This window comes from Butyrivibrio sp. AE2015, assembly GCF_000420825.1.
Classification (GTDB): Bacteria; Bacillota; Clostridia; order Lachnospirales; family Lachnospiraceae; genus Butyrivibrio.
Map to the genome: position 1 here is coordinate 36,671 of NZ_ATVR01000012.1, position 26,033 is coordinate 62,703.

The following is a 26,033-nucleotide window of genomic DNA, read 5'->3' on the forward strand; positions in this document are numbered from 1 at the left end:
AAAAAAAGCTTGCTGCACATGTAGCAAGCTTTTTTATTATTCTTTTTTAATTTGCAGGAATGAGATCTCTGTACCAGCGCAGTGCTCCAAGGTATGCCTCATAGATCTTGTCCATATCCAGGTTTTCAAGAACCATTATTCTTGAAACTTCCGTCCAGTCAGCATCCTCATATGACTTAATAAAATGCAAGATCTTGGCATAATCGCCCTCTCCATCCAAAAGAGCTGCTCTTACATTTTTAGGAACAACAACCATATCAAGTGCTTCCTGCATAGGCTTATCAAGCATAATATCAAGCGCTGAGAAAAGACCCATGATAAAGAGTTCCGGAGCCATAATGGAAAGCTCAAAGCTTTCAGAGAGGTTCTCAGCAAATTTAGCCCTTATCATAACAAGTCTAGTGATCTCCGACGGCTTATCAGAACAGAGTTCCTTAGTAACCGCTGTATTTATCCAACGCTTTAGCTCTTTTTGGCCCATCATCGCAGCTGCATGCCTGATAGATGTGATCTCCGAATTAAGAGCCATCCTGTTTACAATCTCCAAAAGAGAAATAACAAGCGCAGGGTCCTTTCCGATGACATCAGCAGCTTCTGTAAGATCAAAGTCAGGGTTATTTACAACATTTAAAAGCTCTATATAAGTTGCCTTCAAAGGACTGACTTCTGTCTCTGATTCCTTTACGGGCATTCTGAAAAATCCGCCCTCATAAAGGTCATATCCACCGTCTTTTGTAAGCTCATCATATTCTTCCTGAGTATCAACATTAACGGCGCAGAGCTTTATATTTGGATAAACCGAGCTGAAATAGAGCTTGGCTTTATCAATATGTATTTTTGCATGATTAAGCAGAATGTAATCGCACTTACTTAAGATTTCTCTGTAGGGTTCAAAACTTGCAATCGGAAGCTTACGCATAGCAAGCTTGTACCCCTGACTCTTCAGCTCTTTTACCCTTCTGACAAACTGTTCCTCCGGAAGGATCGTATTATCCATCAAAAGAACTACCTTTTCAGCAGGCACAGTACACTGAAGAGAAATCTCAGAGAAAATAGAAAACTGATTAATGGGGACAAATACTTCCTTTCCACCGGAAAGTGTGGCAACGCCCATGCTGCTTACAACTTCAAGCTCATGGATGGTGCCTGCGCCGTCATATCTGGCGCCTCCTTCAAATCCCGGATTCAGGAAGTGGTTTTCTTTTCTCGCGAAAACTGAATAGGCACAAACCGACATTTTATCGTCAAATAAAGGAATTAATGTAGCAAGCATTATCCGCTCCTTTCACGTGCGCATAACAATCTCCCACTCACTAATATTGTACCCCATCATTTGGAATATACCAATTATATTTTTATAAAATTACGTTTATTTCTCGTAGGTTGTCTTATCAATAATGAACTTAGGTCTTCCCTTTACTTCCTCATAAATCTTGGAAATGTAAAAACCAATTACTCCAAGTCCCATCATGATGACTGAAGATGTAAAGCACTGAAGAATAATTACTGTAGTAAAACCGGCTCTGGCATTGCCCAAAAAGTACTGAACAAGAGCTTCTACGCTAAATGCAAGTCCTACAAAGAAAACCAAAAAACCAAGTATTGTCACTATCTGCATAGGAGCAGAGGTGAAAGAAGAAATGTTTGTAACAGCATATTTAATAAGTGACCTTGTGCTCCACTTGGACGTTCCGGCCTCTCTTTCTCTGACGTCATACTCTACTTCCGTGCTCTTAAACCCTATCCATGATGAAAGAGCTCTAAAGAAAGCATTTTTTTCTCTCATGTTGAGAAGAACATTGATAGCCTTTCTGTCAAGAAGCTTAAAATCAGATGCTCTGGACATATCAAATCCAACCGCATCACTCATGATCGCATAAAAGCTCTTGGCAGCAAACTTATGAAGTGCACTCTCTGTGCCACGGCTTGTTTTTACGCCCTCAACTATTTCATAGCCCTGTTCCCAAAGTCTGTACATCTCAACAATCTTTTCCGGTGGATGCTGAAGATCACAGTCAATAACTACACAACAATCGCCTGTTGCCTGTGATAATCCTGCAAAAACAGCAGATTCTTTTCCAAAGTTCCTTGAAAAACATACTCCCTTGACGTTCTTATTCTGAGAAGCAGCCTCCTCAATGATCTCCCAGGTTCTGTCCTTAGAACCATCATTTATAAACAAAAGCTCATGCGCTATATTGGCGTCATTTAAAATCCCATCAATAGTACTGACTGTTTTAGGGATGATCTCTTCTTCGTTGTAAGCTGGAATAATAACTGAAAGCACCTATAAATCCTCACCTTATGTATATTTTTGTCTATCTTTTTTTCGCACTGTATTATATCATAATTATGAGGGTAATTCTATAAATCTACAGAATAGGGGGGATTTTATATGAGTCAGAATGAAATGCTGGCTATGATTCTTGCCGGTGGTCGCGGAAGCAGATTAAAAGATCTGACTACAAAAGTAGCCAAACCGGCTGTCTATTACGGCGGAAAATACCGCATCATTGACTTTCCACTCAGTAATTGTGCTAACAGTGGCATCGACGTTGTCGGAGTTTTAACACAGTATGAATCTGTACTGCTAAACAGTTATGTAGCACAGGATGGTCGTTGGGGTCTCGACTCCAAAGACAGCGGTGTATACGTTCTCACGCCTCGTGAAAAAGCTGATGAAGGCCTTGATGTCTACAGAGGAACCGCAGATGCAATCTCTCAGAACATTGATTTTATCGATGCTTACAATCCGGAATATCTACTCATTCTCTCCGGCGATCACATTTACAAAATGAATTATGCAAAAATGCTGGCATACCACAAGGAAATGAATGCGGATGCTACTATTGCAGTGCGTGGCGTTCCTATGAAAGAAGCCAGCCGTTTCGGCATCATGAACACAGACGGCAAGGGACGAATAATCGAATTTGAGGAAAAACCTGCAAAGCCAAAGAGCAATCTGGCTTCTATGGGTATATACATTTTCAGTTGGAAGCTTCTTAGAAAAATGCTCGTTGAAGATATGAAAAATCCTGAATCCGACCACGATTTTGGAAAAGACATCATTCCAAGAATGCTCAATGAGCACAGAGGTCTTTTTGCTTATGAATTCAGCGGCTACTGGAAAGACGTTGGTACTATCGATTCGCTTTGGGAAGCAAACATGGATCTTCTCGATCCCAAGAATGAACTGAATCTAAACGATTCTTCATGGCTCATATATACAGAGGATATCTCAACTCTTCCTCAGTATATCGGCAAAGAGGCAAAGGTTAAAAAAGCTTACATTACACAGGGCGTTCAGGTTGAAGGTTCAGTTTCAAATTCAGTTCTTTTCACCAACGCTGTTGTAAAAAAAGGTGCCAAGGTAATAGACAGCGTGCTGATGCCTGGTGCAATAGTTGAAGAGGGAGCTGTAGTTACCAGAGCGCTTGTCGCTGAGAATGTTAAGGTTGGAAAAAAAGCAAAGGTCGGTTCAAAGACCAGCGAAAATATAACGCTTGTTGCAAAGAATGTGAAAGGAGGTAACAAATAATGGCTAAAGCATTTGGAATTGTATCCTCCGCAGATAATACAATATATGTTGATGGACTTCAGGACTACCGTCCTATCGGATCATTCTCATTCCTTGGAAGATTCAGGGTTGTGGATTTTCCAATTTCCAACATGAGTAATTCTGACATCAACAGGATCCAGGTCTACCTGCAATCTAAACCGAGGTCTCTTTGCGAGCACATCGGATCAGGAAGACATTACAACATAAACAGTAAAAGAGGTAAGATACAGCTTCTTTTTTCAGAAAATACCTCTTCACGTTCAATCTATAACAACGACATTTCTGCTTACAAGGCAAACCTTGACTACATCCAGCGTATGCACGAAGAGTATGTTATTGTTGCTCCAAGCTATATGGTTTACAAGCAGGACTACCGTCAGCTCCTTGAAAGCCACATAGCATCCGGAGCTGAGATAACTGTTCTATACCACAAGGTAGAGAACGCCAGGAACTACTTCAAAGGCTGTCACACAGTAGTTCTAAATAAGCAAAAGGGTGTTCAGGCAATCGAGAAGAATCTCGGAACAGCCAGCAACAAGAATATCCTCATGGATACCTATTGTATGAGAAAAGAGACATTTATTGAACTTGTACAGGATGCAAGCTGGATGTCATCAATCTACACTCTTCCTGATATCATCAATCTCTACTGCAAACAGATGGATGTCAGAGCTTACCAGCACAAGGGCTACTTCGCAAGTCTTACAAGCCTTGATGATTATTACCACGCATCAATGGAACTTTTGGACTACAGTATAGCAAGTGACCTGTTCAAGGCAGACTGGCCAATATATACCAGAACTACAGACTCCTGCCCTACTCAGTATTTTGAGACAGCTAAAGTCACAAATTCTTTTATCAGTAATGGTTGTCTCATTGAAGGAACAGTTGAGAACTCGATCATTGGACGTGGTGCAGTAATAGGAAAAGGCGTTACTATCAAAAACTCAATCATCATGGCCTATTCTGAGATTTCAGACAACATACGCATCGAAAATGCCGTTGTAGATAAGTGGGCTAAGATTGTAAATGCCAAGAATATCATTAGCACAGAACTTCAACCACAATACATTAAAAGACGCGACATTCTCTGATAAAGGCAAAAAAAGAACTCCCGGATTTGGGAGTTCTTTTTTTGGGGAGGGGAAAATTATTTAAGTTTAAATTTGCCAACAATCTCTCCGAGAGTATCCGCAATCTCTTCCTGCTTGCTGGACATATCATTTACATTGGATACCACATCAGCTGCAGCCATTACAGAATCATTTACTCTGCTTGACAGATCAGCTGTATCCTGAGTGGACTCTGCGATATTCTGAATAGCTTTAGATACCTCTTCCATAGCTGCTCTGATATTCTCAACCATTCCTGCGATCTTTTCTGAAGAATCGCCAAATGCTCCTGCATCATCACCATACTGTTTTGCCATATTAACAAATTTATCATAGTCAGGAGCAACTGTTTCTTTGATAAATCCAAGGAGTTCTCCGGATGAACTTGAAAGTGTTCCGAATGCTTCCTGTACTCCGTCTATTGTCTCTCTGATCTGTTCTACCGCTTCTGAAGTGCTGCTTGCAAGCTTATTGATCTCAGAAGCTACAACTGCAAATCCTTTACCTGCATCTCCTGCTCTTGCAGCCTCTATGCTGGCATTAAGTGAAAGAAGATTGATCTGATCAGCAATTTCAGCAATTGTATCTGCAAGTGTTCCGATTTCATCAACAACTTTAGCTTTTTCATTGGCATCCGCAAGGTCAGCCTCGCGCTGCTCTGCAATACGTAAAGCATTATCATATGCAGCTTTGCTCTGCTGCTCGATCTCACCTGCTTTTTTCTTGATATCAACAGCATCTTCGCTTGTCTTTTCTGTTTCAGATGCAAGCTGCTGAACCGATGCATTAACTTCTTCAACAGATGCATTTACCTGCTCTGTAGCAGCTCCTGACGACATCATTGCATCGTTAACACCTGACATATTGGTCTGGATATCATTAAACTGGCCGGAGAGCTCATTAGCCATATTGGCGAGGCCTGTTGATGTCTCGCTCACCTGTACTGATCCATCTGAAATTCTAGAAATAACTTCCTTGTTATTCTCAAACATATCGTTGAGGGAATCACTCATCTGACCGAGTTCATCACCTCTGTTAGATACGATTTTATCAACTGTAAAATCTCCACTTGCAAGAATGTTTGCAAACTGTTTAACGCTGTTGATACTCTTAGCAATACTCATAACAAAGATTGTTATAATAACAGCACTTATAATAAGAGCAATGATCATGATTACTGTAAGAACTCTTGTAGCATTTTTTGATGGTGCTTCAATTTCTTCAAGATCCATTCTGATGATCATCTTCCAATTAACTTTTGCAACATCCATATAGGTTAAGAGGATTGTTTTTCCACCAACTCTCATAACTCCCATATGTGGCTCTTCGCCGGAATTTGAAAGGATCATCTGACCTCCTGCTGCTATATTTGCATCAGGGTCCTCCTGCATCTTTACGCCATCCATTACCTTTTGGTTGTCGTCCGTATATATATAAGTACCATCAGAAGAAAGAAGTATAGCACTTCCTGTTGAACCTACTTTGATATTTGATACAAACTCTGAAATATCAGTAAGCTCCATATCAACAGTTACACATCCAACATATGTATTCCCATCATATATTGGAGCAGAACAACTGGACATGATCTTTCCACTTGTAGGATCATAATATGGATCTGTTATAACGGCCTGTCCCTGCGAAAGAGCTTTTGCATTCAAATAATATTCCTGATTAAAATAATCATACTCTGCATTACTATAATCCCAGGTTTCAACTATTGTACTTCCATCTCTGTACCAATATGGGCCGATATATTTTTCAGCCGGATCAAATGTATTTGGCTCAAACCACAATCCTGCACCAAGGATAGAATCATTATCATTAATAATCTTAGATAATGTTCCCTTATAGTTATCCATCTGAACAAACTGATAAGATGTAGAAACCATTTCTGCAACAGTTACAGCTGTAGTTCTTATGATCTCCAGTTTTCCATCAAGACTATTTGCATTTGCCTCAACATTATTGTTCATGGCTTCAGTATTCGCTGTCTGAAGATTGGTAGACAGTTCCTTGGTAGCCACATAAGTTAAGATGATCATGGCGATTGCCATAACAGGCAAAATACAAAGTAACATTTTAACTTTCAGGCTCATTTTTTTCATAGACACACCTCTTCTGAATCATACATTTTTTCGCGCCAATGTTTTCAAGTGTATACTGAACGCTAACTATATTTTACAATATATTGTTTTTATGTGTTCTTAAAAAAGTATAAACATCTATAAAAAATCACTTTATAACATTCGCTTTTATCTTTTTTTAATAACTTTTTAATACGTTAAATAGTTTATATTCTAGCCTGCTATGGTAGAATTAATATGGTTTTCATAAAACACAATGTAGTTAAGAAAGGAAAATAACATATGAGCCCAGAACAATTTCGCCGTGCTAACAGTACTTCTTTTTCTGTTTGTGTAGTTATACTATTAAGTGGACTTATACTTACAATAATCAATACTTTCTCAACCGGTTTAACAGTTGGTAAAATATCCATTTTTGCCAATGTCGTACTCGGTGGTGTAATGATCTGTATTGGTGAATTTAAGTTCGCCACACAGAAACTTGGCTGCATTCTCATAATGGGTGGTGCAACGATCTTCTATTTTGTTTTACTTATCGCAGAAGACAGCATTTCATATTTTGCATTTGGTCTTCCGATACTTTTCTGCAGCATTGTCTACTTAAATATAAGGCTCTGTAAAGCTGGAATCTCGGCTATAACCATTTCATTCTTTATTACATGCATAAAGGCCTATGTTTCAAAAGGTTCTCTGGATATGGTTCATGTTCCTGCCTTCATCACACTGGCTCTTGCTTTTGTAGCTTGTATTGCTACAGTAACTCTTTTAACAAAGTTCAACGATGAAAATAATGAAAAGATAACAAAGAATGCCGAAAAGACGCTCGAGACAGGAAATGCAATGGCAGAAATTGCCAATACTATTACTGACCTATTTAATTCTTCTCAGGAAGATATGGTCTCTTTGCAGAATATAATCGAAACACAGCACGAAGGCATGAAGGACATTGCTTCAAGTATGGAAAGTACAGCTCAGGCCGTAACACAACAGGCTGAACGAGTTCAGGAAATTCAGGAAGAAACAAATACTACGGAGCAGCATAGAAAAGAAATGACTGTAGCTTCAGAAAGTACTCAGGAAGCCGTAAAGGACGGCGTAAAAGTTATTGAAGATCTTAAGATCAAATCTGAAGATGTTTCAAAACAAAGCCAGGTTACAGTTGATGCTACTCAGGCAGTTATCAATAAGGTTGAAGAAGTACAAAAGATTGTTGGCTCTATTATGTCTATTTCCAAACAGACTAACCTTCTTGCACTTAATGCCAGCATAGAGGCTGCAAGGGCCGGTGAAGCAGGAAAAGGCTTTGCAGTAGTTGCTAACGACGTGCGAGAGCTTGCCGATGAAACAAATACAGCTTCTACAAAGATTACAAATATCATAAATGAGCTTAATGAAGATGTTCAGAAAGCTATGGCAAGTATTGATGATACAGTTGCATCCGTATCAGAACAGAATGCAATGATAGAGTCTGTTGGAGAGAACTTCAATAGTATCAATGAAAATGTTACAGAGATGCTTGACAGATTCGCCGAGATTGGTGAAGGAATGAAGCAGATTGCATCTTCTACTACTGAGATCAATGACAGTATCTCCAACCTGTCAGCTACAAGCCAGGAAGTTGCTTCTCTCTCCAACGAAGGAGTTCGCTCATCTGATATGGCTGTAGAAAAATTCGAAGGTTTCAAAAAGATTTTGGGCGAAATATTCCAGCAGGCTAATAAGCTTAAAGACATGCAAACAGACTAATGTAAATTCATTTATAGAAAAAGGCTACGCATTAAAATGCGTAGCCTTTTTATTTCATGCATTATTCTTTATTCTGATACTGAACTGGAAGAAGCATCTGCTTCCTCAGAAGAACCGGTGGCTGATGATGTTGCCTCAACAGTAGTCGCAGTCTCTGTAGCAGCCTGTGTAGTAGATTCTGACGCTTCATCGTAAGATGTAACACCTGTCACATAATAGCTGTCTGTCTCAGCATTTTTCTCAACTGTAAGTGTTATCGCATAGGTTTCGGGCGAAGCCTCTTTAATAAGTGCTTCATAAACATCAATGATCTTGATGATCATATCGTTATAAATATATGCCTCAACCTCTTCTTCTGTCTTTTCCTCATACATTGCCACTATCTGCTCTTCATTCTCAGCATAGTAGGACTGAGCCTGCTCTTCAATAAGCTCAAGAGCTTCCGAGTTGTCAATCACATCAATAGGAAAAGAAGTATCGATCATCGCTACAACTGTTCCCACGCCGCTTTTATCAACAGAAACTTCTGATATTTTGTAATCTGTAATCATATCGGAAAAGAGTGAACAGAATGATTCAACTCTTTCCATCGTAGCATCATCTATCTCGCTGCTTACAAAACCGTCCATAAAGTTCTGTTTAAGATATTCACTATCGAAGGTCTTAACAAATTCGCTTTCTGAAACTTCGGCACTGGCATATTTCTCAATATCCTCGTTTGTACCGCTTTTAACTATTTCAAGAAATTTATCAGCAGTATCCTGTATAGCAGTTTTATCAGCTGAAGAACAGCCTGTAAGAAGTGAAAATGATGTTGCTGTAAGTGCAACTGATGTAAGTAACTTTTTTATAGTATTCATTTCTATATATTAAGCGCCAAAATGGCTCTGTCATCTTCCTTTCAAGAATATATTACAAATTTTGTAACACAAGTTTTAGTATAGCACAAATAGGCAAAATAGCCAAAGAGTATCGCAATTACATCATTTTAGTGATAAAATATAGACTATAATATCACTTACATAAAGGAGGTTTTCTTAATGAGAGTTCTTTTTGGTTCAGGAATTATAAAAGAAGTAAGCTCTGTGGAAGTAAAGCCATTGGATTTTGGTGATGGAAAGATAAGCGGAACAGAAATAGACTTCTTACTTACAACCGGTGATAACTTAAAGTACATATACAGTCAAAACGTGCCTATAGAGGAATCAGGTCAGAGAGCTATAGACTTTGTAAAAGCTCTTTACGAAGAAGGAAAAGCTGACTTTACGCATGAGCCTGTAGAAATGCTTTGATAATAATAAAAAAATATTAAAGGTCCTATGCTTTAATTGCACAGGACCTTTAAATTTGCTGTTCTTCCATGGTATTCTCCATTAAATTGGTGAAGATCATCTCTTTCCAAGACAACCCTGGTTTTTAAGTTCGATTAACAGATCAAACACAACCCCCAAAGGTAAACCGGTAATATGGGCAACTTTCTCGGGATCTGGATAATATTCGTTCTCACAATCCTTTCTAATGCAGTCCATAACTTCCATTCTGGCATCACATGTAGCTGTCATACACATTTTTCCTCCTTTCTAAAATAGTATAATAATTTGAAAGCAGATCCCATCTGCTTTTCTATTATTATATCGTAAAATAGGCACAAAAGTTAACACTTTTGTGCCTATTTAATGAAAAGTTTATTATTTTAGAGTCCAAGAAGGAACCATGCAAGTAATACGATAAGAAGAAGAATCCCTAAAGCTATCGGCATGATAACAATCCAAGCCGACACTATCATAGCAAAAAGATCTCCTTTTTCCAGGTTATCTCCTACTTCGTAAGGAATTCTGTCCTCTTTCGGATCATAATACTCATCCGCGTATATATCAGGCATCTCTTCACTTTTTTTATTTTCTTCTCTTGCCTTAAATATTCTGTCAACTTTTCTATTCCATCCCATTCAAAGTAACCTTTCAAAATTACACAAGCTTATGATGGCATGCTACAAAGTGATTTGGAGATATCTCTTCCCACTCAGGAACAACATGTTCACAAATTTCTGTGCAATACTTACATCTTGTGTGGAACTTACATCCCTTAGGAGGGTTAACAGGGCTAGGTATATCTCCTTCGAGAACTACCAGATCCTTTTTGCTGTCAGTTGTAGGTATTGACTCAAGAAGAGCCTTAGTATAAGGATGCGCAGGTGATGCAAATATGTCATCAGCTGTTGCAAGCTCAACAAGGTTTCCTAAATACATAACACCGATTCTGTCTGAAATATATTTTACAACAGAAAGGTCATGTGTGATAAACAAATATGTAAGGTTCTTTTTCTCCTTAAGTTCCTGTAACAGGTTAAGGATCTGTGACTGAATTGAAACGTCAAGAGCTGATACAGCTTCGTCACATACTACAAACTTAGGATTAACAGCAAGGCTTCGTGCAATACCAATACGCTGTCTCTGACCACCTGAGAACTGGTGAGCAAATCTGTGTACGAAGTATCCTGCAAGTCCGCAGTCTTCCATGATCTTGATTACTTCATCCTGCATACGCTCATTGTTGCCCTTGCAGAACTTATGAGCCATAAGTCCCTCACCGATAAGTGATGCAACAGTCATTCTAGGATTAAGTGATGAATACGGATCCTGGAAAATATACTGGAGCTGATTTCTGATAAGACGAACTTCGTTGTATGAAAGTCTTGCAAGATCAATACCCTCATCTCGATTCTCTTCATGCTTTGCAAAATCAGGATTGCTTCTGTAGTTTGCGCGAAGAGCTTCTATTCTCTCATCAATTGCTGCTATTGCTGCTTTATCAGCATCAATTGTATTTTTAATAAGATCTGCCTTTGCCTTAAGAGAAGCAAGCTTATTCTTCTCTTTATCTGTTGCCTTATCAGCCTTTTTATTAACTACATACTCAAGCTCATCTGCATCAAGCTTAGCACTCTTATGCTTCTCAATATCCTTATTGAGCTTTTCACATGCTGAATATCTCTCTGTATAGATTTTCTCAACAGGAGCAAGGTCGTCAGCAACTATAAAGCCACCGATAAGATTAACAATATTGAGATAAGAATCCTTAGCAGTCTTCTTTTTTGCTGTGAGATCTGTGTGAAGGTGAAGTTTCTTATCATCAGGTGCTGCATCATACTCTTTCTGAGCCTTTTCATACTCAGCCTGATGCTCTTCCATCTTCTTCTTTAGCTTAGTAAGGTTTGTAACAGTCTTTTTTACATACTTAGGAGCAAGTTCATCAAGAGAAGCTCCATAGTACATTGTCTTACCACCGGTCTGACGATATAACTGAAGAAGTGTACGGCCAAAAGTTGATTTTCCACAGCCTGACTCTCCAACAAGACCTAATGTCTCACCTTCGTAAATATCCAATGTAATACCATCATTGGCTTTTACATACATTCCCTTTTTAGCTACAGGGAAATACTGTTTTAAGTTTGTAATCTTTAAGAGGACTTTATCATTTTGTGGCATGACGATCCTCCTTTCTAGCATAGAAACATCTTACCTGCTGGCCCTCACGAACCTTGATAAGTGGTGGTTCTTCATTTAAGCACTTCTCTGTTGCATATTTACAACGAGGAGCGAACTTACATCCCTTTGGAAGCTTAAGTGGATGAGGCACTGCACCCGGAATAGCATCAAGCTTCTGGTTTGAAGGAGTATCAAGTCTTGGAATAGAAATCATAAGTCCTTCAGTATATGGATGTGAGAACTCTGATACGTGGAAGATTGTCTCTGCGTCTGTAAGCTCAACAACCTGTCCGCAGTACATAACTGCAACTGTATCAGCAATCTGTCTTATTACACCAAGATCGTGTGTAATAAAGATGATTGAAGTATTGTATTCACTCTTAAGATCATTCATAAGCTTAAGAATCTGGGCCTGAATTGTAACATCAAGGGCCGTTGTAGGCTCGTCAGCAATAAGAAGCTTGGGCTTGCAGGCAAGAGCCATAGCAATCATAACTCTCTGTCTCATACCACCTGAAAGCTGATGTGGATACTGCTTTGCAACAATGTGAGGATTAGGAATCTTTACATCTGCCAGCATCTCAACGACCTTCTCGGCTGCTTCTTTTTTATTCATACCCTGATGGATAATGAAAGGCTCACTTACCTGTCTTTCGATAGTGAAGACAGGATTTAAGCTTGTCATTGGTTCCTGGAAAATAACCGAAATATCATTACCACGAACCTTATACATTTCTTTTTCTGAAAGCTTTGTGAGATCTCTGCCATCGAACATGATCTCACCGCTATCGATGTATCCGTTACCATCAAGGAGCTGCAGAATACTCATTGCTGATACGCTCTTTCCGGAACCGGACTCTCCTACTACGCCAATGGTCTTTCCTTCATCAACTGAGTAAGAAACGCCATTAACCGCTTTAACTATTCCCTTTTTAGTTCTAAAAAAGGTATGTAAATCTTTTAATTCTAATAAAGCCATCTCTTACACTCCCTTACTTATCACGATCTGATTTTGGATCCATTACATCTCTTAATGTGTCACCTACAATGTTGATACAGATACAGGTAACTGCAAGGAAGATAGATGTAAATACCCACTGCCACCAGTAATTCTTGATAATAGTTGAATTGTTTGAACCACTCAGCATGTTACCCCATGTTGGTCTTGGATATGTAACACCAAATCCAAGATAACTAAGAGAAGATTCTGTAAGCATACATGTTGCAAAATCAAGTGTTAGTGTAACGAAGATGATTGAAACAATATTTGGAAGGATGTGTCTGAAAGCAATTCTGCCTTCTTTAACACCCATAGCCTTAGCTGCTGTAACATACTCGTTCTCACGTGCTACAAGGACCTGTCCTCTTACCATTCTTGCAAGTCCTGTCCATGTAAGAACACCAAGGATACACATAAGAATAAATATCTTTTTATTCTCTGAAATATCCATCTGTGCCATGATAGCTGAAAGAATAAGTGCAAATGGAAGGAATGGGATAGCTGCAAAGATCTCTGCTACACGCATGAGAATGATATCCACTGTTCCGCCAAAGTATCCTGAAAGGCATCCAACCACAATACCGATAATAGTTGAAATGATAACTGCAACCGCACCGATTGTCATAGTCATCTTTCCACCTGCAATGATACGCTGGAAGATGTCTGCTCCATTACCGTCTGTTCCAAAGAGATATCCCTTAAGGCCCCACTTATCAAGGAGCTTACCGCTATCGTTAACTGCATAGCTTTGGAAAGCACCTGCAAATACCTTTGTCACCTTTCCATCAAGTCCATTTGGAACATCTGTCTGATGAAGTGTTGAGCCACCCCATGAAAGAACTCTTCCCTCTGATGTAAGAGCTGTGTAGTGATATGTTCCTGCTTCAAGCTGTACTACGGTCTCTCCGTCATGAAGAGCAGGCATAGCAACTGAATCATTTGGGAAGTTTCCTGTAAAGAACAGGCTTCCGTCACTAAGCATTCCGCAAAGGTGATTGTTTGTAGCATAGATTGAAACAATCTTTCTCTTTCCAAGGAACTTCTTGGAAGACTTAGCTGCTTCATTTATATTTGTACGATACTGATCGTAGAGACCACGCTTTCCTGTGTAGATTGATGTTCCTGCATCAGTAAGACCAACTACATAGTTAAGTGTGAAATCAATATCAGTAAGGTCATCTTTATCAACAAAGCTGCTGATATTCTGGTATGCATTAGCATTACCCCAGATATAGAGCTTGCCATCATTCATAAGGATTGCAGTGCACTGATATCCACAAACGAGCTTTTTGATATTAGCCACATCAATAGTTCCATTCACAAGCTCATCTGGCATTGCAATGATATTCTCACCTGCTGAAGCAGATGTTGCTGCAACTTCTGTTTCCTCAGTAGTCTCTTCCAAAGCCTCAGTATCTTCACCCTCTACAGAAGATGAAGCACCAGCCTCTTCAAGGATAGCCTGATCCTCTTCACTTACTGATTCCTCAGCTTCTTCAAGCTGCTCAAGAACCTCTTTATCAGTTGTTATGTACTGACCGTGCTTATTGGAGCCCCATCCGTAAACCTTACCTGATTCACTGATAGCAATAATATGGTCAATACCTGCTGCAACATAAGCAATTGTATCTTCCTTAACTGCATCAGGGATTTCTCCAATATCAATACCTGTTGTTCCAAGCTGTGTAGCTCCCCAAACATATACATCTCCCGAATTGGAAAGACCTACTGAAAAACTACCATAGCTGTCGATCATCTTTATATCATTTTTAAGTCCTGAAGGAACTTTCATCATGCTCATTGTAGGAGCAACATTTTTCTGAGTAACTTCTGTATATGAGTCATAGTAGTTAGGCATAAAAAGTGGTCCAAAGAAAACCAAAAGGAACATTAAAATAACTACTATTAAAGCTCCAACTGCAAGTCTTCTCTCAAGGAAGTTTCTTACAATCTGTCCTACAGGGCTTACTACTTCTTCAACATCAATGGAGTTTGCAAGATCTCTGCTTCCTCCAAAAAATACTCTGCGTACCCAGCCGTTCAATCGGCCAAAAAAATTCTTTTTCTTCATAATCTCACTGCTCCTTAGGCGCTTACTCTGACTCTAGGGTCAACAAGTCCATATACAATATCAATTATCAGGTTGCCTATAAGAGAAATAGCAACATAGAAAAGCTGCATCAAAATAACTACATCAAAGTCCTGTGTACGGAGTGAGACGATCATAAGTTTACCCATTCCGTTGATACCAAATGTATTCTCGAAAATAAGTGATCCACCGAAAATACCAAGGAACCATCCAACAACAAGAGTAACAATAGGGATAAGAGCGTTTCTCCATGCATGTGAATAAATAACTGCCTTTTCTGTAACACCCTTAGCTCTCGCTGTTCTGATGCAGTCAAGTGAAAGAGCATCAATCATAGAAGCTCTGACGTATCTTGTCATAGAACCAAGTGAGCAGAAAGTCATTGTTATAAGAGGAAGTGCCATGTAGTACATTCTGTCGACAAACCACTTCCATCCTGTATAGTTACTTCCCGGAGTCTTCATTCCACTAGGAGGGAATATTCCAAGAAGTGAACAGAATATCCATACAAAAAGAATTGCTGTTACGAAAGTCGGAAGCGAATAGCCTATGATGGTAATTACCTGCATAGCCTGATCACCTTTGCTTCCCTTATGTACAGCGCAGACAATTCCCAAAGGAATTGTTATTCCAAGCGCAAGAATTGTTGCAAATATATTTATAAATATGGTGTTTTTCAAAGGTTCCTGAACGACATTGATAACATCATCCTTGAACTCATATGAGTAACCAAAATCTCCCTGTAAAAGTCCGGAATAAGTACCATAATAGTTAGGCATAATTCCTACCCATCTAAGGTATCTCACCGCCATATTATCGGTATCCGTTCCATATCTACGCTGGTATTCCAAATACAAATCATTAAACATCTTGTCCTTCTCTTCTTCGGAAGCGTTACGAAGACGAGTTTTCTGAGCTGTCATATCCGCTTTTGCGTCTGTATAAGCTCTGTTATTTGGCACCAGATTATATATAAGGAATAGTAAAACTGACATAACTACAAGAACAATAAACATGTAGCCTATTCTTTTAAGAATATATTTTCCCACAGCCAAAACCTCCTAAAAATATTCTATATATAAACCATCTGTAATCAATTTGCAGATAGGAGTATTCAAATTCAAATAACAAATAATCTATATTGCGAAAATCATCTTTAAACCGACAATAATCCACGGTTATGGGCTCATTCCCATAACCGTGGATTGTCAGTCAGTTACCTATATTACCATAATCCTACCGAAACTTCTAGTAGAAAATTAGTTCCAATAAATATCTGCTTCATCCTTAATGTAATATGCCTGATAATCGTCATATGTTGTAGGATTAATAGTCATATTAAGTGAATAATCATAAACAGCTGAGTTGAATCCAGTAGCAAAGTTAAAGCATGTGTACATAGGTGTACCACTGTAGTAACCATAAATCTGCTGCTGAGCAAGCTCATCAAGCATTGGTGCAAAGTCACCAGTTGTCTTCTGAACAGCAAATCCTGCAGCTGCGATATTATCGTTCTGCTCGAAACCTGTTACAAGGAGATCTGAGAACTCGTTATCAACAGTACCATACCAGTTAAGTACAAGAGGCATATAGTAGTCGCCATTGATTTCAACTGTCTTGTATGCACCGTCAACTGACTGATAGTTCTTGTCGTTATCTGTAGCATACTCGCCGGAAATCTTCTTATAACGAACACCTTCTGTGTACTCGCCACCTTCTGCATTGTATACCCAACCATCGTTCTCAAGAACTTCGATAGCTGAATCTACAGAAGTATCATATGTGTTAAGAAGCATTCCCTGATCTACAGCAGCCTTATACATCCAAGATCCTGTGTAGTAAGGTCCGTCAACAACTCCGCCGTAACCACCTGTGAAGTCCTTAGCAAATGTTGCTCTGTCCATGCAGTATGCAATAGCCTGACGAACTGCTGTGTACTGAACTGGGCCATAGTCACATCTGAATCCAAGTTTACCATAACCAGCTCTTGAATAGTGTGTATAAGCATAAGCTCCGTTTGAACCATCAGCAAGTGCTACAGCTTCATCAGTTGCAGAACCACCTGTGATACCTGAAAGGAGATCAATACCGCCTGACTTAAAGTCTTCAAGCTGAGTCTCTGCGATTACCTTCTTATAAACTACTTTTTCGATAGAAGGAACTGCTCCATCATAGTTACCTGCATAGTACTCATTTCTCTCAAGAACAGCTGACTTATCGCTTGCGTCATAGCTCTTTACAACATAAGCACCTGTGTAAGGATACTTTGTATCTGTGTTGTTAGCTGACTCAGTAATGTGCTTAGCCATTACATAGCTGTCACCGTCTTTTGCATAGAAGTCGCCTGTGATATAAACGCCTTCGCCGTCATCAGCTATATCACAATCACCAAACCAGAGATCCTTGTATGAAGGAGCGAAGTAATCTCTTGCAAGGTATGTGTTTGCATAGAAGTAAGGAAGATACTGAGCATCAATTGTTACTGAGAATGTGTAATCATCTATAAGACGAACACCGCTCATAACCTTTGTTGCGCCGTCTGTACCTTCGTTTGTTCCGTCATATGCATTGAATGCATCAAAGCCTACTTCATAAAGAAGTCTCTTGTGATCTTTACCTGCAGCTTCTGCAGCAACTGGTGTTGAGAATGCAAGTGGGAAGTACAGATAGTTCTTAGCTGTTACAGCAGATCCATCTGAGAATTTAAGGTTGTCCTTGATCTTAACTGTGTAAGTTCTTGAACCATCCTCATTGTCTACTTCTTCATAGCTGTCAACAACAGTCTTGTTAACTTCATAGCCACCTTCTTTTGTCATAGCAACGATGTCAAGGCCATTTGTAAGTCTGTAGATATCATTATCTGATGCGCCAGGGTTACTAGCTCCGAATACAGAATATCTGAACTTACCAGAAAGATCTGTTGTATCACCGAGGATGATTGAGTTATCTTCTTTTTCTGATGTCCAGTCGATAAGAGCAAGAGCTGGATTCCAATATGGGTTTGTAGGATATTCATCTACGCCCTTGATCTGTGTGTTGTAAACATCATAGTACTCGTTTGAGTAAAGAGGAATCTCAGGAAGCATATGATTCCAACGTGTGATGTAATACTTCCACCACTCTGCATATACTTCATCTTCTGTAGCGAAGTCTGTTCCCTCTGTTGATGTGTTGTAAACCATAGCCATTGAAAGGAAATCAAGACCGAGCTCGTAGCTCTTTCCGTCTACATTGAGGTAAGCAAGTCCAGTTGTCTCATCTTCTGTTACATCAGCGATTGAGATCTGCTTGCCATACTTGTCGTAAAGTGAAATGTAATCAGCATTCTCACCATACTCTTTTCCGTTCAGTTCCTGAACTGATGATGGAAGATCAGCAGTTGAAACTAATTCTGTTTCTGCTTCTTCTGTTGTTTCTGTCTCTGCAGCTGCTTCTGTAGAAGCCTCTTCAGTTGCCTGAGGAGCTGCAGGTGTCTCTGTTGTTGTCTTACCGCAAGCTGATAATGAACCAGCTACCATTGTAAGAGCAAGGAGAGACGCAAGTGTCTTTTTTTTCATATTTCTACCTCCCGCATAATATATATGTAATCGCACAGTGTTTGTCACCGGCGCACATATGTCTTTTTGACACTTCACCATTTTAAATCGGCGAAACCAAAAATGCAACATAAGTTTTTTAAAAATAAACTTATCTCTTCCTATAATAAAGAGTTATCAGACTTTTTCTCTCATATTCCTTGCAAGCTCATCTATTGTGCCATCCTTAAATGGGCTCTTAAGGCCAACTTCAGCCAGCTCGTTCTCGTAAAAATCTCTGGTTGAAAGTTTGCAGAGCTGTAAGTAATGATTCCAGGCATCCTTATAGTCTTTGTCCATCCATACTTTGAACTGCATAGCCACTACGCTTGCAAGAACGTAATCTATGTAATAGAAAGGATTCCAGAAAATATGTCCCTGTTTCTGCCAGAAACCGCCTTCATCAAAGAACTCATCGCCATCAAAATCAAGCCATGGTCTGTATGTTTTCTCAAGTTCTTTCCAAACCTGTTTTCTCTCTGCCGGAGTCATCTCAGGCTTGTCATAAACAATATGCTGGAACTCATCAACCATACATCCGTAAGGAATGAAAGTGATAGAATCCTGAAGATGCATCTTAAGATAATCATCTGATCTGTCGCCAAAGAACTTATCCATCCAGCCGTATGTGAAGTACTCCATTGACATGGAATGAATCTCAGCTGTCTCCATAGTAAGGTCGTTGTTTTCAGGAGTCTCATCATTTCTGGTAACAAATCCTTGGAACGCGTGGCCGCACTCATGAGTTATAACATCTACATCTCCGCTTGTACCATTGAAATTAGCAAAGATAAATGGAGCCTTATATTTAGGAAGATAATCCATATATCCGCCGGCTTTTTTTGTCTTTCTTCCAAGGACATCAAATAGCTCATTCTCCATCATGAAATCAAAGAACTCTTTTGTCTCAGGAGAAAGCTCTGAATACATTTCCTGTCCTGCTCTCATGATTTCTTCAGGTGTTCCGATAGGTGCTGGATTGCCATTTTTGAAGAATACATCGTTATCATAGTATTTAAGTTCATCTACACCGATCTGAGCTTTTCTCTTTTCCTGGATCTCACATACAAAAGGAACAAATGACTCCTTTATCTGTTTTCTGAAATTCTCAACTTCAGCTCTTCTGTATGCATTTCTCTGCATACGATTGTAACCAAGTTCTACGTAATTATCATATCCAAGCTTTTTAGCCTGCTCTGTTCTGTTCTTTACAAGCTTGTCATAAATATCATCGATTTCATCAGTAACTGAAAGGAAGTACTCTGAAAGAGCTTTCCATGCACGCTTTCTTGTGTCTCTATCCTCGTCTGTAAGCTTTTTGCGAAGAAGTGATATATTGTACTCTTCTCCATCAAAAGGAATCTTTGCAGAAGCAATCACTTTGTCATACTTACTGATAAGTGCATTCTCTTCCTGCATAAGAGGAAGTATCTCTTCACTGATTGAATTGTTTGCAAGTTCAATATTCTTGAAAAAGATCTTGTTTATCTTTTCTTCAAGGTACTCACGATATGGAGATTCAAATAAAACCTTTTTATATTGATTATCCAGATTGGAAATAAGAGGCATTATCTCATCGACATAATCATTTTCTTTTGAATAAAACTCATCAGTTGTATCAATGTTATGTCTAAATACAGCGAGTCTGATCTCTGTATTAACATCTGCAACAAAATCAGTATACTTTTTGTGAAGTGCGTACTGTTCTTCACCGCTTTTAGCATTCTTACTATCGTCTATTAGTTTCTCATAAAAAGCCTTTATGGCATCCATATCAGGACGCTCATAAGGCATCTGTGATAATTTCATCATTTATGTAAACCCACTTTCTACTTTAAATATTAAATTTTTATAAATTACATTTTTTCATTATACTTTATACATATCAATTTAGCAATAGAAAGCGTTGAATTGTTAAAATACATCAAGTTAATTCACTAAACTGTAGGAGCAAAATTAATCTCCTGCCGAAATCACGTATGTTTGTTCACAAAATATTATGTTAACAAGTTAATGCATTAACTCGTTAAAGACATGCTATACAAATAAAGAGGATTTCTGCGCAACCAAACAGGTTGGCAGAAATCCTCTTGCTAATCCACAAAGTGCTTTTTTAGCTGTTTTCAAACTTACCTTAGATCAATTCTTCACGATCATCTTACCACCACGCTTTGATACTACATCAAAAATAACAGCCGCCAAAAGAACTACACCTTTTACAACCTTCTGCATGTTGGCATCAACGCCCATAAGTGACATGCCAAGGTTGATAACACCCATAAGAACCGCACCTACAATAACCCCCGGAACTGTTCCGATTCCACCATAGGCAGATGCTCCACCGATGAAGCAGGAACCGATCGCATCCATCTCATAGTTCTGGCCATAGGTTGGCTGAGCTGATGTAAGTCTTGCGATTGTTACCATTCCTGCAAGTGCTGCCAAAAATCCCATATTTGTATATGCAAGGAAATATACTCTGTTTGTGTCGATACCTGAAAGCTTTGTAGCCTTCTCGTTTCCGCCTACTGCATAGAAGTAACGACCAACTGTAGTGTTGCTTGTAATGTAGCCATAGATGATTACCACAACCAAAACCCAGATGAGAACTGTAGGAATTCCCTTGTGCTGAGAAAGTTTGTAGGCAAAAAGAACGATCACTGCTGCCAAAACTGCAAGTTTTATCCCAAAAGTCCATACAGACTCAAGGTCGTAACCATTCTGTTTTTTCTTTATTCTGCTGAGTATCTGTAAGAGCACCAAAACTGATGCTGCGAGTATTCCACCAAAAAGGCATGTGAGATTGAGACTTCCATTACCAAAGAAATCAGGAATATAGCAATCTGCACCGCCTCCGAAGAGGTTTACAAATGTTGTCTGATCCTTTATAGATACTGTAAGACCGTTTAATGCTACGTTTGACAATCCTCTAAATGCAAGCATTCCTGCCAATGTAACAATGAAAGGAGGAATTCTTACAAAGGCGATCCAAAAGCCCTGGAACGCACCAATTGCTGTTCCGATAAGGATCATTATCAGAATTGTAAGCCACACAGGGGCTCCTACATTTACCATCAAAAGAGCTCCGATCGCACCTACAAAACACACTACTGATCCTACTGAAAGATCGATGTTACCACCTGTAAGAATACAAAGAAGCATACCTGTTGCAAGAATGAACACATACGCATTCTGTGAGATCAGGTTACTTACATTCATGGGAAGAAGTATAGCCCCTCCGGTTCTCCATGAAAAAAACGCTACTACTATAATTAAGACTATTACCATGGTGTTTTTCTTCAAAAACCCCAAAACCTGTTCCTTATTCATCACTATCCTCCTATTAACCAGCAGTCTGTAAAATTCTTGACATTATCTTTTCCTGAGTTGCTTCCTTAGCATCAAGTTCTCCTACAATCCTGCCCTCGTTCATGACATAGATTCTGTCTGACATTCCAAGTACCTCAGGAAGTTCGGAAGAAATAAGGATTACTGATTTTCCTTCCGCTACCAGCTGGTTTATTATGCAGTAAATTTCGTATTTAGCACCTACATCAATACCTCTTGTAGGCTCATCAAGTATGAGAATATCAGGATTAGCAAACATCCATTTTGCCAAAAGAACTTTCTGCTGATTTCCACCGCTCAAGTTGCCAACATGTTGTTCAACAGAAGGTGCCTTTGTCTTTAGCTTATCCTTGTACTCTACCGCAACCGCATATTCTTTATGCTTGTCAATTACTGTTCTGTGGCTTACTGCCTCAAGATTTGCAACTGTAGTATTTGTCTTTATTGGATTTGAAAGAATAAGGCCATTTCCCTTTCTGTCCTCAGTAACATATGCAAGTCCATGCTTGATTGCACTCTTAACAGTATTTAGCTGTACTTCTTTTCCGTTTAACAAGATCTGTCCGGTGATATTCTCTCCGTAGCTCTTTCCAAAAATACTCATGGCAAGCTCTGTTCTTCCTGCTCCCATAAGTCCGGAGATTCCTAAAACTTCACCTTTTCTGACATAAATATTTACGTCATCAACAACTTTTCTATCTTTATGTAAAGGATGGTAAACATTCCAGTTCTTTACTTCCATACTCACATCGCCGATATTCGGCACTCTCTTTGGAAATCTGTCTGAGATCTCGCGGCCTACCATTCCCTTGATTATCCTGCTCTCAGAGAAGTCATCAACACCCTTTGTAAGAGTCTCAATAGTCGCTCCGTCTCTTATGACAGTGATCTTGTCTGCCACATAAGAAACCTCATTTAATTTGTGAGAAATGATAATGGAAGTAAGACCACGTTCTTCCTTTAGCCTTAGCAAAAGATCAAGCAGCGCTTTTGAATCAGTCTCATTGAGTGATGATGTAGGCTCATCCAAAATAAGAAGCCTTGCCCTTTTAGAAAGAGCTTTGGCAATCTCTACAAGCTGCTGTTTACCAACACCAATATCCTTGATCAATGTCTGTGTACTTTCTCTAAGTCCAACAATATCCAGGTATCTTCTCGCCTGCTTGTTTGTCTCGTTCCAGTCAATCTTTATTTTCTTTCCTCTCTCATTTCCGAGGAACATATTCTCAGCAATAGTCATATAGGGAATAAGCGCAAGTTCCTGATGAATAATAACTATTCCCTTCTCTTCACTATCCTTTATGGCTCCAAACTTGCAAGTTTCACCATCATATACAATATCGCCCTCATAAGAACCATATGGATAAACACCACTAAGCACATTCATCAGTGTGGATTTTCCTGCCCCGTTTTCTCCAACAAGCGCATGGATCTCACCATTTACAACTTTTAAGTTAACGTTGTCTAATGCTTTCACACCAGGAAAGGTCTTGGTGATATTTTTCATTTCCAATAATATCTTTTCCAATGTTGCCCCTCCTCCTTTTCTATCTGTATCGGCCTATTCTCAAATATAAGGCGGGCCAGTAAGACCCGCCTGTATAAAGCTTAATTACTGAAGATCGCTCTCTTTGTAATAACCTGAATCAATAAGAAGTTCTTTGTAGTTGTTAACATCAGCAAATACAGGTTCGCAAAGGTATGAAGGAATAACGCCTGTTCCGTTGTTGTATGTTGATGTGTCATTAACAGGAGCATCTGTGCCCTTCATGATAGCGTCAACCATCTCTACTGTCTTAGCTGCAAGTGTACGTGTATCCTTGAAGATTGACATTGACTGCTTACCAGCGATCATGTTCTTAACGTTTGCAACGTCACAGTCCTGACCTGTGATGATTGGCCAATCACCTGTGTAGTTAGCCTCAAGAGAGTTTGTAACACCAAGAGCTGTTGAGTCATTTGAGCAAAGAACTGCATCAAGCTTTGTTCCGTTTGCATAGTTAGCAGAAATGATAGCATCCATTCTTGACTGTGCATTCTCTGTTGACCAGTTAGCTGTTGCAACGTTATCAAAGTCCTTCTGACCTGACTGAACAACGAGCTTACCTTCGTCGATGTACTTGTTAAGTACGTCCATAGCGCCGCCGTAGAAGGATCTTGCGTTGTTGTCACCAGGATCACCTGTGAAGATCTCGATGTTGAATGGGCCTGCTGCATTGTCAAGATCAAGCTGATCTCTGATGTACTCGCCCTGCTTTGTTCCAACCATGTAGTTATCAAATGTTGCATAGTATGAAACAGCATCTGAATTCATGATAAGACGGTCATAAGCGATAACTGAGATTCCTGCTTCCTTTGCCTGAGCAAGAACAGTTCCAAGTGAATCACCATCGATAGAAGCAATAACAAGAACCTGTGCTCCCTGGCTTATCATGTTCTCAATCTGAGAAACCTGAGTAGCAATATCATTTGATGCGTACTGAAGGTCAACCTCATAGCCTGCCGCCTTAAGCTGCTCTTCCATGTTGGCACCATCCTGGTTCCATCTCTGAAGATCCTTAGTAGGCATTGCAACGCCGACTTTTCCGCCGCCTGCGCTCTCTGTCTGTGCAGGTGTCTCTGTCTTTGTCTCTGTTTTGGTCTCAGTCTGAGCTGCGCTGTTGTCAGTCTGTGTCTGAGCCGGTGCTGCACTTCCGCATCCAACCATGAGCGATGCTGCCATAGCCATTGAAAGAACTGCACTTAATAGTTTTCTCTTCATTTCTTTTCCTCCCACAATAGTTTGTTATTAGTTTTTTGCAGATTGTTTTCTGCTCCTTACGAGTGTCATTCTAGCATCGGGAGAATAGGAGTAACTTACGACTTATAGCACATTTTTATTATTAAATTTTTATAAAAAAAGCTGTGCTAGCATTTTATTGCAAGCACAGCTTTAACGTTTTCAAAATAATGCTACTCTCATTATTTTGGCATTTTCCCCGGAACATTTAAGTACACATCTTCTTTTAAATGAAAGCCACTCTTAATTATGACTTCATCGATATTATCCGCTGTAACACTGACCGGTTCTATCTTTAGATATGGAATTTCTTTTCCATCATTATCATATACAGAGAGTTCTTCCTCCAAAAGCTCCTCCCCTTTAGCCAGTTTAACAGCTGACTGTGCTGCCTTCTGAGCCAACTTCTCGATTGGCTTATACACAGTCATAAGCTGAGTTCCCTCAACTATCCTCTGGCAGGCTTCAAGATCAGCATCCTGCCCCACAACAAGCTTTTTGCCTGCAAGTCTCTTTTCAGCCAGCGCATGGACCACTTTGCTGGCAAGGTCATCATTGCCGCACATAATAGCATCAGCCTGCTCAACCAGATCCATGTGTTCGTAGATATAATCCCCTGCAAGCTCCGCTCTCCAGCCATCGGCATGAAAGACATCAAGGACAAGTATCTTATTCTCCTCCATTACTTTTCCAAAACCGCTCTCAACCATAGGCACATTGTAGTCGGTTGGCGATCCGCAGAGCATAAGCACTTTCCCGTTACTCAGACCTTTTTTCATAAGGGCATTTCCCATCATTTCCCCGACTTTCTCATTGTCAAAAGAAATATAGAGATCTGAATCTGCCCCTGCAATAGGTCTGTCATAGGCTATCACCTTGATTCCGGCTTCTCTGGCCTTTTCTACACTCTCCAAGATTTCCTCGGAATCTATAGTGATGATAACTATCACATCCATGCCTTTTTTTATAAAATAATCAATTTGCTGTTTTTGCTGAGCAGGATCCCCATTGGCATTCTGGACATTAACCTCTGCCCCCAGCTCTTTTGCCGTGGAAACAAATACATCCCTGTCCCTCTGCCAACGCTCTATGACAAAAGAGTCAAAGCACATGCCTATCTGGATCTTATCGCTTTCCTTCTCCGCACTACTATCTGCTTTCGCCGATTCTTTTTCACATCCACTAAAAGACATAACAGTTAAAAAAGCCAGTAAAAAAATACAAATAACCCTTCTTATTCTTTTCCCCAT

The 26,033-nt window shown here is 39.6% G+C and carries 20 protein-coding genes; 4 read left to right on the top strand and 16 right to left on the bottom strand.

Annotated elements, in window-relative coordinates:
* Positions 1 to 46: 46 nt before the first annotated feature.
* Both G585_RS0107915 and G585_RS0107920 read right to left on the bottom strand, forming a co-directional pair.
* Entirely contained in the window at positions 47 to 1,273 is a 1,227-nt protein-coding gene (locus tag G585_RS0107915) for an EAL and HDOD domain-containing protein (protein ID WP_022774192.1), read from the bottom strand.
* Between the two features lie 96 nt (positions 1,274 to 1,369).
* The gene (locus tag G585_RS0107920) at positions 1,370 to 2,287 is read right to left on the bottom strand and encodes a glycosyltransferase family 2 protein (RefSeq protein WP_022774193.1); all 918 of its coding nucleotides are present in this window, start codon (positions 2,285 to 2,287) and stop codon (positions 1,370 to 1,372) included.
* Positions 2,288 to 2,395: 108 nt separating this feature from the next.
* Here G585_RS0107920 and G585_RS0107925 point away from each other — a divergent pair, with 108 nt between their 5' ends.
* Positions 2,396 to 3,538: a glucose-1-phosphate adenylyltransferase gene (locus G585_RS0107925; RefSeq protein ID WP_022774195.1), complete on the top strand. Its 1,143-nt coding sequence runs from the start codon at positions 2,396 to 2,398 to the stop codon at positions 3,536 to 3,538.
* Entirely contained in the window at positions 3,538 to 4,653 is a 1,116-nt protein-coding gene (glgD, locus tag G585_RS0107930) for a glucose-1-phosphate adenylyltransferase subunit GlgD (protein ID WP_022774196.1), read from the top strand. Before G585_RS0107925 ends, glgD begins: the two co-directional genes overlap by 1 nt.
* 56 nt (positions 4,654 to 4,709) lie before the next feature.
* On the opposite strand, the gene G585_RS0107935 is transcribed toward glgD, so the two are convergent.
* Entirely contained in the window at positions 4,710 to 6,779 is a 2,070-nt protein-coding gene (locus G585_RS0107935; protein ID WP_022774197.1) for a methyl-accepting chemotaxis protein, read from the bottom strand.
* Positions 6,780 to 7,040: 261 nt separating this feature from the next.
* On the opposite strand from G585_RS0107935, the gene G585_RS0107940 reads away from it, so the two are divergent.
* Positions 7,041 to 8,504 carry a methyl-accepting chemotaxis protein gene (locus G585_RS0107940; protein ID WP_022774199.1) on the top strand — a complete coding sequence of 488 codons (1,464 nt, stop codon included), beginning with the start codon at positions 7,041 to 7,043 and terminating at the stop codon, positions 8,502 to 8,504.
* A gap of 68 nt (positions 8,505 to 8,572) precedes the next feature.
* Here G585_RS0107940 and G585_RS0107945 read toward each other — a convergent pair whose 3' ends face one another.
* Positions 8,573 to 9,364 carry a hypothetical protein gene (locus G585_RS0107945; protein ID WP_022774200.1) on the bottom strand — a complete coding sequence of 264 codons (792 nt, stop codon included), beginning with the start codon at positions 9,362 to 9,364 and terminating at the stop codon, positions 8,573 to 8,575.
* A 180-nt stretch (positions 9,365 to 9,544) separates the two neighbouring features.
* On the opposite strand from G585_RS0107945, the gene G585_RS0107950 reads away from it, so the two are divergent.
* The gene (locus tag G585_RS0107950) at positions 9,545 to 9,796 is read left to right on the top strand and encodes a hypothetical protein (protein WP_022774202.1); all 252 of its coding nucleotides are present in this window, start codon (positions 9,545 to 9,547) and stop codon (positions 9,794 to 9,796) included.
* 96 nt (positions 9,797 to 9,892) lie between these two features.
* Here G585_RS0107950 and G585_RS19505 read toward each other — a convergent pair whose 3' ends face one another.
* The 12 genes from G585_RS19505 to G585_RS0108010 all read right to left on the bottom strand — a co-directional run bounded on the left by G585_RS19505 (position 9,893) and on the right by G585_RS0108010 (position 26,033).
* Complete coding sequence (locus tag G585_RS19505) at positions 9,893 to 10,066, bottom strand: hypothetical protein (protein WP_022774203.1); 174 nt, start codon at positions 10,064 to 10,066, stop codon at positions 9,893 to 9,895.
* 131 nt (positions 10,067 to 10,197) lie between these two features.
* The gene (locus G585_RS0107960) at positions 10,198 to 10,452 is read right to left on the bottom strand and encodes a hypothetical protein (protein ID WP_022774204.1); all 255 of its coding nucleotides are present in this window, start codon (positions 10,450 to 10,452) and stop codon (positions 10,198 to 10,200) included.
* A 19-nt stretch (positions 10,453 to 10,471) separates the two neighbouring features.
* Complete coding sequence (locus G585_RS19985; protein ID WP_022774206.1) at positions 10,472 to 11,992, bottom strand: oligopeptide/dipeptide ABC transporter ATP-binding protein; 1,521 nt, start codon at positions 11,990 to 11,992, stop codon at positions 10,472 to 10,474.
* Positions 11,979 to 12,971, bottom strand: a complete 993-nt coding sequence (locus tag G585_RS0107970; RefSeq protein ID WP_022774207.1) for an ABC transporter ATP-binding protein — start codon at positions 12,969 to 12,971, stop codon at positions 11,979 to 11,981. Before G585_RS0107970 ends, G585_RS19985 begins: the two co-directional genes overlap by 14 nt.
* Positions 12,972 to 12,984: 13 nt before the next feature.
* Positions 12,985 to 15,063, bottom strand: coding sequence for an ABC transporter permease subunit (locus tag G585_RS18905; RefSeq protein WP_022774208.1), 2,079 nt, complete (start codon positions 15,061 to 15,063; stop codon positions 12,985 to 12,987).
* Between the two features lie 14 nt (positions 15,064 to 15,077).
* On the bottom strand, positions 15,078 to 16,130 hold the full coding sequence (locus G585_RS0107980) for an ABC transporter permease (RefSeq protein WP_022774210.1): 1,053 nt from the start codon (positions 16,128 to 16,130) through the stop codon (positions 15,078 to 15,080).
* A gap of 210 nt (positions 16,131 to 16,340) precedes the next feature.
* Complete coding sequence (locus G585_RS0107985; RefSeq protein ID WP_022774211.1) at positions 16,341 to 18,638, bottom strand: ABC transporter substrate-binding protein; 2,298 nt, start codon at positions 18,636 to 18,638, stop codon at positions 16,341 to 16,343.
* Positions 18,639 to 18,794: 156 nt separating this feature from the next.
* Positions 18,795 to 20,465, bottom strand: coding sequence for a M3 family oligoendopeptidase (locus G585_RS0107990; protein ID WP_026663858.1), 1,671 nt, complete (start codon positions 20,463 to 20,465; stop codon positions 18,795 to 18,797).
* Positions 20,466 to 20,795: 330 nt separating this feature from the next.
* On the bottom strand, positions 20,796 to 21,989 hold the full coding sequence (mmsB, locus tag G585_RS0107995; RefSeq protein WP_034481723.1) for a multiple monosaccharide ABC transporter permease: 1,194 nt from the start codon (positions 21,987 to 21,989) through the stop codon (positions 20,796 to 20,798).
* A gap of 10 nt (positions 21,990 to 21,999) precedes the next feature.
* Positions 22,000 to 23,532, bottom strand: a complete 1,533-nt coding sequence (mmsA, locus tag G585_RS0108000; RefSeq protein ID WP_022774215.1) for a multiple monosaccharide ABC transporter ATP-binding protein — start codon at positions 23,530 to 23,532, stop codon at positions 22,000 to 22,002.
* 84 nt (positions 23,533 to 23,616) lie between these two features.
* On the bottom strand, positions 23,617 to 24,765 hold the full coding sequence (gene chvE, locus G585_RS0108005; protein WP_022774217.1) for a multiple monosaccharide ABC transporter substrate-binding protein: 1,149 nt from the start codon (positions 24,763 to 24,765) through the stop codon (positions 23,617 to 23,619).
* Between the two features lie 200 nt (positions 24,766 to 24,965).
* Complete coding sequence (locus tag G585_RS0108010) at positions 24,966 to 26,033, bottom strand: sugar ABC transporter substrate-binding protein (protein ID WP_022774218.1); 1,068 nt, start codon at positions 26,031 to 26,033, stop codon at positions 24,966 to 24,968.

Bases quoted from the DNA above. Each gene is read 5' to 3' on its own strand.
- G585_RS19505 (WP_022774203.1), bottom strand. From the start codon at position 10,066: ATGACAGCTACATGTGATGCCAGAATGGAAGTTATGGACTGCATTAGA.
- glgD (WP_022774196.1), top strand. From the start codon at position 3,538: ATGGCTAAAGCATTTGGAATTGTATCCTCCGCAGATAATACAATATAT.
- G585_RS19985 (WP_022774206.1), bottom strand. From the start codon at position 11,992: ATGCCACAAAATGATAAAGTCCTCTTAAAGATTACAAACTTAAAACAG.
- G585_RS0107925 (WP_022774195.1), top strand. From the start codon at position 2,396: ATGAGTCAGAATGAAATGCTGGCTATGATTCTTGCCGGTGGTCGCGGA.
- G585_RS0107990 (WP_026663858.1), bottom strand. From the start codon at position 20,465: ATGAAATTATCACAGATGCCTTATGAGCGTCCTGATATGGATGCCATA.
- G585_RS0107935 (WP_022774197.1), bottom strand. From the start codon at position 6,779: ATGAAAAAAATGAGCCTGAAAGTTAAAATGTTACTTTGTATTTTGCCT.
- G585_RS0108010 (WP_022774218.1), bottom strand. From the start codon at position 26,033: ATGGGGAAAAGAATAAGAAGGGTTATTTGTATTTTTTTACTGGCTTTT.
- G585_RS0107915 (WP_022774192.1), bottom strand. From the start codon at position 1,273: ATGCTTGCTACATTAATTCCTTTATTTGACGATAAAATGTCGGTTTGT.
- G585_RS0107945 (WP_022774200.1), bottom strand. From the start codon at position 9,364: ATGAATACTATAAAAAAGTTACTTACATCAGTTGCACTTACAGCAACA.
- G585_RS0107985 (WP_022774211.1), bottom strand. From the start codon at position 18,638: ATGAAAAAAAAGACACTTGCGTCTCTCCTTGCTCTTACAATGGTAGCT.
- G585_RS0107940 (WP_022774199.1), top strand. From the start codon at position 7,041: ATGAGCCCAGAACAATTTCGCCGTGCTAACAGTACTTCTTTTTCTGTT.
- G585_RS18905 (WP_022774208.1), bottom strand. From the start codon at position 15,063: ATGAAGAAAAAGAATTTTTTTGGCCGATTGAACGGCTGGGTACGCAGA.
- G585_RS0107950 (WP_022774202.1), top strand. From the start codon at position 9,545: ATGAGAGTTCTTTTTGGTTCAGGAATTATAAAAGAAGTAAGCTCTGTG.
- G585_RS0107970 (WP_022774207.1), bottom strand. From the start codon at position 12,971: ATGGCTTTATTAGAATTAAAAGATTTACATACCTTTTTTAGAACTAAA.
- G585_RS0107960 (WP_022774204.1), bottom strand. From the start codon at position 10,452: ATGGGATGGAATAGAAAAGTTGACAGAATATTTAAGGCAAGAGAAGAA.
- chvE (WP_022774217.1), bottom strand. From the start codon at position 24,765: ATGAAGAGAAAACTATTAAGTGCAGTTCTTTCAATGGCTATGGCAGCA.